At 71.7% G+C, this 9,207-nt stretch carries 9 protein-coding genes; 4 read left to right on the top strand and 5 right to left on the bottom strand.

Translation table 11 applies throughout. The features are described 5' to 3' along the window. Positions 1–141: 141 nt before the first annotated feature. Positions 142–1,494, bottom strand: coding sequence for a class II 3-deoxy-7-phosphoheptulonate synthase (locus ACZ5K7_RS41505; RefSeq protein WP_351695352.1), 1,353 nt, complete (start codon positions 1,492–1,494; stop codon positions 142–144). 99 nt (positions 1,495–1,593) lie between these two features. Between ACZ5K7_RS41505 and ACZ5K7_RS41500 the strand changes: the two genes are divergently transcribed. Together ACZ5K7_RS41500 and ACZ5K7_RS41495 are read left to right on the top strand one after the other, a co-directional pair. Beyond that, positions 1,594–1,656, top strand: a complete 63-nt coding sequence (locus tag ACZ5K7_RS41500; RefSeq protein ID WP_351733318.1) for a trp operon leader peptide — start codon at positions 1,594–1,596, stop codon at positions 1,654–1,656. 97 nt (positions 1,657–1,753) lie between these two features. Then, positions 1,754–3,655, top strand: coding sequence for an anthranilate synthase family protein (locus tag ACZ5K7_RS41495; RefSeq protein WP_468922430.1), 1,902 nt, complete (start codon positions 1,754–1,756; stop codon positions 3,653–3,655). A 62-nt stretch (positions 3,656–3,717) separates the two neighbouring features. On the opposite strand, the gene ACZ5K7_RS41490 is transcribed toward ACZ5K7_RS41495, so the two are convergent. The 4 genes from ACZ5K7_RS41490 to ACZ5K7_RS41475 form a co-directional block, all read right to left on the bottom strand. Continuing rightward, positions 3,718–4,746 (bottom strand): 6-phosphofructokinase, encoded by a 1,029-nt coding sequence (locus tag ACZ5K7_RS41490; RefSeq protein WP_351695356.1) that lies wholly within the window; start codon positions 4,744–4,746, stop codon positions 3,718–3,720. Between the two features lie 135 nt (positions 4,747–4,881). Beyond that, positions 4,882–5,556 (bottom strand): response regulator transcription factor, encoded by a 675-nt coding sequence (locus ACZ5K7_RS41485; protein ID WP_351695358.1) that lies wholly within the window; start codon positions 5,554–5,556, stop codon positions 4,882–4,884. Next, the gene (macS, locus tag ACZ5K7_RS41480; protein WP_450971726.1) at positions 5,553–6,767 is read right to left on the bottom strand and encodes a MacS family sensor histidine kinase; all 1,215 of its coding nucleotides are present in this window, start codon (positions 6,765–6,767) and stop codon (positions 5,553–5,555) included. The genes ACZ5K7_RS41485 and macS overlap by 4 nt, the downstream gene beginning before the upstream one ends. A gap of 61 nt (positions 6,768–6,828) precedes the next feature. Continuing rightward, complete coding sequence (locus tag ACZ5K7_RS41475; protein WP_351695362.1) at positions 6,829–7,551, bottom strand: lysophospholipid acyltransferase family protein; 723 nt, start codon at positions 7,549–7,551, stop codon at positions 6,829–6,831. Positions 7,552–7,731: 180 nt separating this feature from the next. Between ACZ5K7_RS41475 and ACZ5K7_RS41470 the strand changes: the two genes are divergently transcribed. Together ACZ5K7_RS41470 and ACZ5K7_RS41465 are read left to right on the top strand one after the other, a co-directional pair. Beyond that, positions 7,732–8,511, top strand: a complete 780-nt coding sequence (locus ACZ5K7_RS41470; RefSeq protein WP_351695364.1) for an alpha/beta hydrolase — start codon at positions 7,732–7,734, stop codon at positions 8,509–8,511. Then, a complete protein-coding gene (locus tag ACZ5K7_RS41465; protein WP_468922423.1) occupies positions 8,504–9,067 on the top strand; it encodes a hypothetical protein in 564 nt (187 codons plus the stop codon). Before ACZ5K7_RS41470 ends, ACZ5K7_RS41465 begins: the two co-directional genes overlap by 8 nt. Positions 9,068–9,207 lie beyond the last annotated feature (140 nt).

Raw genomic sequence — 9,207 nt, 5'->3', positions numbered from 1 at the left:
GGACGGGGGGGTGTCTCCCCCCAGGTGGGGGGGGGAAAAAACCAACACCCCCCCCACCACGGGGGAGGGAAAAGGGGGGGGGGGGGCGGGGGTCGCGTGTCCCCCCCCCCCCACTTCCCGCGAGACTCCCCGTAGGGCCGCCTACTGGTCGCGGTACATCTCCGCGACCAGGAACGCCAGGTCGAGGGACTGGCTGCGGTTCAGGCGCGGGTCGCAGGCCGTCTCGTAACGCTGGTGCAGGTCGTCGACGAAGATCTCGTCGCCGCCGCCCACGCACTCGGTGACATCGTCACCGGTGAGCTCGACATGGATGCCGCCCGGGTGGGTGCCGAGCGTCTTGTGGACCTCGAAGAAGCCCTTGACCTCGTCGAGCACGTCGTCGAAGCGGCGGGTCTTGTGGCCGGAGGCTGCCTCGTACGTGTTGCCGTGCATCGGGTCGGTGATCCAGGCGACGGTGGCGCCCGAGGCGGTGACCTTCTCGACCAGCTCGGGGAGCTTGTCGCGGACCTTGTCGGCGCCCATCCGGACGACGAAGGTCAGCCGGCCGGGCTCGCGGTCCGGGTCGAGGCGGTCGATGTACTTCAGCGCCTCCTCGGCCGTGGTGGTCGGGCCGAGCTTGAGACCGATCGGGTTGCGGATCTTCGAGGCGAACTCGATGTGCGCCCCGTCCAGCTGCCGGGTGCGCTCACCGACCCACACCATGTGCGCCGAGACGTCGTACAGCTTGCCGGTGCGGGAGTCGACCCTGGTCAGGGCGGACTCGTAGTCCAGCAGCAGCGCCTCGTGCGAGGAGAAGAACTCGACCGTCTTGAACTCCTCGGGCTCCGCGCCGCAGGCCCGCATGAAGTTCAGCGCGTTGTCGATCTCGCGGGCGAGCTGCTCGTAGCGCTGGCCGGACGGGGAGGACTTCACGAAGTCCTGGTTCCAGGCGTGCACCTGGCGCAGGTCCGCGTAGCCGCCGGTGGTGAAGGCACGCACCAGGTTCAGCGTGGAGGCGGACGCGTTGTACATCCGCTTCAGCCGCTCGGGGTCCGGGACCCGGGAGGCCTCGTCGAAGGCGAAGCCGTTGACGGAGTCGCCCCGGTAGGTCGGCAGCGTCACCCCGTCACGGGTCTCGGTCGGCTTGGAGCGCGGCTTGGAGTACTGGCCGGCGATCCGGCCCACCTTCACCACCGGGACGGACGCGGCGTACGTCAGCACGGCGCCCATCTGGAGGAGGGTCTTGAGCTTGTTGCGGATCTGGTCGGCCGACACCGCGTCGAAGGCCTCGGCGCAGTCGCCGCCCTGGAGGAGGAACGCCTCTCCCTTGGCGACGGCCGCCATCCGGGCGCGCAGCTGGTCGCACTCGCCCGCGAAGACGAGCGGCGGATACGACTCCAGCTCCGCGACGACTGCGCGCAGAGCCTCGGTGTCGGGGTACTCGGGCTGCTGCGCCGCGGGCAGGTCTCGCCAGGTGTTGCCGGCGCTCGGGCCGGTCTTAGCGTTCACTGTCACCCCGTAAACATTACGGGGTCGTGTCGCCTGTTTTTTCCCTGGCTCGACTGGTGAGACGGAGTGATTGTCCTGTGGACGGAGGGCGGGGTGCGGTACGGTATGCGCATGTTCGCGCTTTCGAACCAGAACTGGTGGTGGACCGCTTCTCCGGCGGCCCACTGACTGCGCGTACGCAAGACTTCGCGAAGGCCGCCCAGAGGGCGGCCTTCGGCGTTTCCGGGGCCGCTCCTCTCCCCACCGCAAGGGATCGCAGAGGACCATGGACCTGACCCAGCTGCTCCACGACGAGCGCCCGTTCGCCCTGCTCCGGCGCCGTACTCCCGGCCACGACGAGAGCACGGTGGAGGTGCTGCTCGGCCCGGTCACCAGCTGTGACCGGCTGGCCGGTCTGCCCGAGGAGGGGCTCGCCCTGATCCCGTTCCGGCAGATCCGCGAGCGCGGCTTCGACGTCCGCGACGACGGCACGCCCCTGCTGGTCCTCACCCCCGAGGAGACCCACACCCTGCCCCTGGCGGACGCCCTGGCGCAGCTGCCCGCGCACGCGGTGCGGGTCGAGGACGGGGGCTTCGACGTCGACGACGAGGAGTACGCGGAGATCGTCGGCCGGGTGCTGCGCGAGGAGATCGGCCGGGGCGAGGGCGCGAACTTCGTGATCCGGCGGACGTACCAGGGCCGGATCCCGGGCTTCGGCCGGGCCGACGCGCTCGCGCTGTTCCGGCGGCTCCTGGAGGGCGAGCGGGGCGCGTACTGGACGTTCGTGGTGCACACCGGGGACCGGACGCTGGTCGGCGCCAGTCCGGAGGTGCACGTCCGGATGTCCGGCGGCACGGTGGTGATGAACCCGATCAGCGGGACGTACCGCTATCCGGCCGAGGGGCCCACCCCGGAGCATCTGCTCGGTTTCCTCGCCGACGGCAAGGAGATCGAGGAGCTGTCGATGGTCGTCGACGAGGAGCTCAAGATGATGTGCACGGTGGGCGACATGGGCGGTGTGGTCGTCGGGCCGCGGCTGAAGGAGATGGCGCACCTCGCGCACACGGAGTACGAGCTGCGCGGCCGGTCCTCGCTGGACGTGCGGGAGGTCCTGAAGGAGACCATGTTCGCGGCGACCGTGACGGGCTCGCCGGTGCAGAACGCCTGCCGGGTGATCGAGCGGCACGAATTCGGTGGGCGCGGCTACTACGCGGGGGCGCTGGCCCTGCTCGGCCGGTACGCGGGTGGCGGGGGGGAAGAATCTGCCGGCGCCCAGACCCTGGACTCCCCCATCCTGATCCGCACCGCGGACATCGACGCGGACGGCGGACTGCGGGTCCCGGTCGGCGCCACCCTGGTGCGCGGCTCGGACCCGGCGGGCGAGGTCGCGGAGACGCACGCGAAGGCGGCGGGGGTCCTCGCGGCCCTCGGGGTACGACCGGCACGGCCGCGTGCGGAGGGGGCGCGGCCCCGGCTGGCCGACGACCCCCGGGTGCGGGCCGCGCTGGACGGGCGCCGGGCCGCGCTGGCGCCGTTCTGGCTGCGGATGCAGGAGCGGACCGCGGAGCTGGCGGGACACGCGCTGGTGGTGGATGCCGAGGACACCTTCACGGCGATGCTCGCGCATGTGCTGCGGGCGGCCGGGCTCGACGTCACCGTCCGGCGCTACGACGAGCCGGGGCTGCGGGCGGCGGTGCTCGCGCACGAGGGGCCGGTGGTACTCGGCCCGGGGCCCGGTGACCCGTCGGACCTGGACGATCCGAAGATGCGGTTCCTGCGGCGGCTGACGGAGGCCGTGCTCCGGGAGCACCGGCACGGGGTGCTGGGCGTCTGCCTGGGGCACGAGCTGATCACGGCCGAACTGGGCCTGGAGATCGTGCGGAAGGAGGTGCCGTACCAGGGGGCGCAGACGGCTGTGGACCTGTTCGGGCGCCCGGAGACCGTCGGTTTCTACAACAGCTTCGTGGCCCGCTGTGACGAGGACACGGCACGGGAGCTGGCGGCGCACGGGGTCGAGGTGAGCCGGGCGGACAACGGCGAGGTGCACGCGGTGCGGGGACCTGGCTTCGCCGGGGTGCAGTTCCACCCCGAGTCGGTCCTCTCCCTGAACGGCGCGGCCGTGGTGCGGGAGCTGATCGGTCAGCTGCGCGGCGCCGGCACGTGCTCCGAGCGGCGGCCGGCCCGGTAGTCCGGGAAGCCGTTCCGGGCGGGTCCGGCCCTGTCGGGGTGGGAGCCCGCCCGGACTCGGAGTCAGCCGAAGAACACGCCGACCTCTTCGTACAGCTTCGGGTCGACGGTCTTCAGCCGGGCCGTGGCCTCCGCGATCGGCACCCGGACGATGTCGGTCCCGCGCAGCGCCACCATCTTGCCGAAGTCGCCGTCCCGGACGGCGTCGATGGCGTGCAGGCCGAAGCGGGTGGCCAGCCAGCGGTCGAAGGCGCTGGGGGTGCCGCCGCGCTGGATGTGCCCGAGGACGGTGGTCCTGGCCTCCTTGCCGGTGCGCTTCTCGATCTCCTTGGCCAGCCACTCGCCGACCCCGGACAGCCGGACGTGCCCGAAGGAGTCCAGCGATCCGTCCTTGAGGACCATCTCGCCGTCCTTCGGCATGGCGCCCTCGGCGACCACCACGATCGGGGCGTACGACGCCTTGAAGCGGGAGGTGACCCAGGCGCACACCTGGTCGACGTCGAAGCGCTGCTCGGGGATGAGGATGACGTTGGCGCCGCCGGCGAGGCCGGAGTGGATGGCGATCCAGCCGGCGTGCCGGCCCATCACCTCGCAGACCAGCACCCGCATGTGGGACTCGGCGGTGGTGTGCAGCCGGTCGATGGCCTCGGTGGCGATGCCGACCGCGGTGTCGAAGCCGAAGGTGTAGTCGGTGGCGGACAGGTCGTTGTCGATGGTCTTCGGTACGCCGACGACGGGCACGCCGTACTCGTCGGTGAGGCGGGCGGCGACGCCGAGGGTGTCCTCGCCGCCGATCGCGATGAGCGCCTCGACCTCCAGCTTGGCGAGGTTGTCCTTGATCCGGCGGATGCCGTTCTCCTGCTTCAGCGGATTGGTCCGCGAGGAGCCGAGGATGGTGCCGCCGCGGGGCAGGATGCCGCGCACGGCGGGGATGTCGAGGCGGACGGTGTCGCCTTCGAGGGGGCCGCGCCAGCCGTCCCGGAAGCCGACGAAGTCATAGCCGTACTCCTGCACGCCCTTGCGGACGATGCCCCGGATGACGGCGTTGAGCCCGGGGCAGTCGCCGCCTCCGGTCAGTACTCCGACCCGCATGGAAATGTCCCTTCGCCGCGGTTGCCTGGTGGGGCTCACGCTAGTGGTGATCCAGGTCACACAGGGATGGGCGCGGAAGGGCAATTCCGGTGAATTGTCGGGCGGTTGGTTTACGTTCGGGCCGCGAAGATCAGATCAGTCGCCTTCCGGGCCGTCGTCGAGACCGCGCTCTATCGCGTACCGGACCAGCTCCACCCTGTTGTGCAGCTGGAGCTTGCCGAGGGTGTTCTGGACGTGGTTCTGGACCGTGCGGTGCGAGATGACCAGGCGTTCGGCGATCTGCTTGTAGCTCAGGCCCTTGGCGACCAGCCGCAGCACCTCGGTCTCGCGGTCGGTGAGCCGGGGCGTGTCGGGACCGCCGGCGTCCGCGGCCGGCGCCGGCTCGGAGGCCAGCCGGCGGTACTCGCCGAGCACCAGACCGGCCAGGCCCGGCGTGAACACCGGGTCGCCGACCGCGGTACGGCGGACCGCGTCCAGCAGTTCCTCGGTCGAGGCCGACTTCAGGAGGTAGCCGGTCGCGCCGGACTTCACCGCCTCCAGGACGTCGGCGTGCTCCCCGCTCGCCGAGAGCACCAGCACGCGCAAGGCCGGGTTGTGGCCGACGAGTTCCTTGCAGACCTGGACGCCGGGCTTGGCGGGCAGGTTGAGGTCCAGGACGAGGACGTCGGGCGCGGCGGCCTTGGCACGGCGCACCGCCTGCTCGCCGTCCCCCGCGGTGGCGACCACCTCGAGACCGGACTCGGCCAGATCCCGGGCGACCGCGTCGCGCCACATGGGGTGGTCGTCGACCACCATGACCCTGATGCTCATCGCCGCTCCGCCTTCCCCAGGGAGACCTTCGGTACCTTCAGCTCTACTTCCGTGCCCTGCCCGGGAGTCGAGAACAGCTCGGCGCTGCCGCCGAGGTCGCGCAGCCGCCCCCGGATGGACTGGGCCACCCCGAGCCGCCCCTCCCCCTCGGCCTGGGCGAGCCGGCCCTCCGGGATACCGGGGCCGTCGTCCCGTACGGACACCACGATCTCGTCGGGCTCGTCCTCGACCAGGATCCAGGCCCGCGCCCCGGCCCCCGCGTGACTGCGCACGTTGTCCAGGGCGGCACCGACGGCCGCGGCCAGCTCGCGCGCCGCACCCGGCGGCAGCTCCACCGGCGCACCGGGCTCGGCCAGGCTCACCCGGGCTCCGGCGTACGGCGCGAGCAGCGTGCGCAGGTCGACGGGACCGGAGTCGTCCGGCTCCTCGACGAGGCGTACGAGCGCGCCCTCGGCCGCGTCCTCGGAGGCCCGGGAGAGCGGCACCAGACCTCCGGAGACCAGGGTGCGCAGCGCCACCTCCTGCTCCCCCGCCATCCGGCCCAGTGCGGCCGCCTCGCCGCCGAGGACCGCGCCCCGGCGCTGCACCATCGCCAGCACCTGGAGCACGCTGTCGTGGATGTCCCGGGCGAGCCGCTCCCGCTCCCGGGTCGCCGCCTCGATCTCCAGGGCGCGGGCCAGGGTGCGCTCGGAGGCACGGGCCACCTCGACGACGTACCCGATGGCGATGGAGGCGACCCAGACCAGGATCACGTTGTGGACGGTGTCGCGGGCCGGGTGGCCGCGCTCGACCAGGTTGGCGGCGGCGACCGGCGTGGAGGCGAACGCGGCCCAGCGCCAGCCGCCTTTGAGGGCGTAGGCCAGGACCGAGCCGGCCGTCCATATCGACGGCAGGGTCGGGCCGCCGCGGTCGATATGGCCCTGGGTGACCACCCAGGGCGTCAGCACGATGCCGGTGAGCGCGATCGCGAGGTCGACGGCGAGGAAGCGCTTGGTGCAGGCGGCCGCGTTCTGGACGCGGGGCAGGGTCGCCAGCGTCCAGACGGTCAGGACGGCGTAGTAGGCGATCGCGACACCCGGACGGTCGTAGTCGTCGTAGGCGGACGCGAACAGGCCGATCGCGTACAGCAGGGTCAGCAGGCGGTAGCCGGTCAGGGCACGCCACAGGGGCTGCTCGACCGACATCCGTATGACGCGTTCCCGCTTTGTCATCTCCCCCAGTCCCCCCAGTCCCCCCAGTCCCGCAGTCCCGCAGTCCCCCCGTGCCGCCGGTCTAGGACTCGACGGCCTTCTTCTCGGCCTTCGCCGCCTCCTTCTCGGCCTTGGCGGCATCCGCGATCCGCCGTTTGGCGGCCGTCGCGTAGATGTCGACGTACTCCTGGCCGGAGAGCTTCATGATCTCGTACATGACCTCGTCGGTCACCGCGCGCAGCACGAACCGGTCGTGCTCCATGCCCTGGTAACGGCTGAAGTCCAGCGGCTTGCCGATCCGGATGCCCGGACGCATCAGCTTGGGCATCACCTGCCCCGGCGGCTGGATCTTCTCCGTGTCGATCATGGCGACCGGAACGACCGGGGCGCCCGTCGCGAGCGCCACGCGCGCGAGGCCGCCGGGCTTGCCCCGGTAGAGGCGGCCGTCGGGCGAGCGGGTGCCCTCCGGGTAGATGCCGAACAGCTCGCCGCGCTCCAGCACGTCTATGCCGCTCTGCACCGCCGCCTCGCCGGCACCGCGCGCGCCGGAGCGGTCCACCGGGAGCTGCCCGACGCCCTTGAAGAAGGCGGCCGTGAGGCGGCCCTTCACACCGGGCGTGGTGAAGTACTCGGCCTTCGCGATGAAGGTGACCTTGCGGTCCAGCACCGCGGGCAGGAAGAACGAGTCCGAGAAGGACAGGTGGTTACTCGCCAGGATCGCCGGGCCCTCGGCCGGGACGTTCTCCAGGCCCTCCACCCAGGGCCTGAAGGCGACCTTCAGCGGTCCCCCGATAGCGACCTTCATCGCGCCGTACAACACCCGAGTGCCTCCCGTTTCCGTCGATGAGACCTTAACCCGGAGCGCCGGGAATGGCCCCGACGACCCTGGTCGGTGTCAGTGCCGTCGCGTACGGTGAAGGACATCCGAAGTCGTCGTTCGTGCCTCTCTCAGTTCCTGTCCCCTCTCGTGAATTGGAGACCGAAGGTGCCGGTTCTCCCCGGAGCCGAGCCGTACCGCCATGACGGCGGGGAGGCCGGTGTCCTGCTCTGTCATGGTTTCACCGGCTCGCCCCAGTCGCTGCGCCCCTGGGCGGAGCACCACGCGGCACACGGTCTGACCGTGTCCGTGCCCCTGCTGCCCGGGCACGGCACCCGCTGGGAGGACATGCAGGTCACCGGCTGGCACGACTGGTACGCGGAGGTGGACCGCGAGCTGCGCCTGCTGCGCGAGCGCTGCTCGCAGGTGTTCGTGGCGGGCCTGTCCATGGGCGGCGCCCTGGCACTCAGGCTGGCCGCCAAGAACGGGACGGGTGTGGACGGCGTGGTGATCGTCAACCCGGCGAACAAGGTGCACGGCCTGTCGGCGTACGCCCTTCCGGTGGCCCGGCATCTGGTCCGCACGACCAGGGGCATCGCCAGCGACATCGCCAAGCCGGGCGCCGCGGAGGTGGGGTACGACCGGGTGCCGCTGCATGCCGCGCACTCGCTGCGGAAATTCTTCCGCCAGGTGGACGGCGAGCTTCCGCAGGTGACCCAGCCACTGCTGCTCCTGCGCAGCACCCAGGACCATGTGGTTCCGGCGGTCGATTCGGCCCGGATCCTGAGCCGGGTGTCCTCCACGGACGTAACGGAGGTAGTGCTGGAACAGAGTTACCACGTGGCGACGTTGGACCACGACGCGGACCGGATCTTCGAGGGGAGCCTCGCCTTCATCGGCCGGCTCGCACCCAGTGTCGGCAAGGAAGGGACGGCCGCAGTTGGCTGAGCACGACTCCGACCGCGAGGACCGCGAGCCGGACGAGACAGGGGTGCCCTTCGACGAGGCGGCCGCCTGGGCGGCGATCGTCGCGGGGTACGGCGAGGAGCCGCCGGACCCGCCGGGCGCGACGCCGTACAAGCCGGTGCAGGACCTCGCGCTGCCGGCCATGGAAGAGGACGCCGCCGAACCAGGGGCGGCCGAGGAGCAGCGGCCCGCGCAGCCCCTGGGCAGTTCCATCTCCTTCGCGCCCGGGGTGGGCCCGCGCGACTACACGGCGCCGGAGCCGTCCGAGGACGACTTCGACGATGACGACGAGGGGCACTTCGTGCCGCCCGAGCCGCCGCCGCTGCCGACCGCCGACACGACCGCCAGGTTCGCCTGGCTGGGCGTGGTGGGCGGCCCGATCCTGCTGCTGGTGGCGGTGCTGCTCGGCTGGGACATGACCTGGTGGCTGGCGACGGCGGGGATCGGTGGGTTCCTCGGCGGTTTCGTCACGCTCGTGACCAGGATGAAGACCGACGACGACGAGGACGGCGACCCCGGGCGGGGAGCCGTCGTCTGACCGATCCGCTTCCGCCCGAGGGCCCGTCCGGAGTCGCTCCGGACGGGCTCTCGCGTTTCCGGGCGCGCCCCCTGCGCCGAAAAGGGAACCCGGTTCGGCCGACCGGCGAAGGAGAGGTGAACCGCCAGGCCTTCGAGGCG

The sequence above is a fragment of the Streptomyces sp. NPDC031497 genome (assembly GCF_055580905.1).
Note: the sequence above shows the minus strand (reverse complement) of the source record. Positions and strands in the feature narration are given on the sequence as shown.

What these genes read in the sequence shown, in the direction of transcription:
- ACZ5K7_RS41495 (WP_468922430.1), top strand. Translation starts at nt 1,754, where the DNA reads ATGGACCTGACCCAGCTGCTCCACGACGAGCGCCCGTTCGCCCTGCTC.
- ACZ5K7_RS41475 (WP_351695362.1), bottom strand. Translation starts at nt 7,551, where the DNA reads ATGAAGGTCGCTATCGGGGGACCGCTGAAGGTCGCCTTCAGGCCCTGG.
- macS (WP_450971726.1), bottom strand. Translation starts at nt 6,767, where the DNA reads ATGACAAAGCGGGAACGCGTCATACGGATGTCGGTCGAGCAGCCCCTG.
- ACZ5K7_RS41485 (WP_351695358.1), bottom strand. Translation starts at nt 5,556, where the DNA reads ATGAGCATCAGGGTCATGGTGGTCGACGACCACCCCATGTGGCGCGAC.
- ACZ5K7_RS41490 (WP_351695356.1), bottom strand. Translation starts at nt 4,746, where the DNA reads ATGCGGGTCGGAGTACTGACCGGAGGCGGCGACTGCCCCGGGCTCAAC.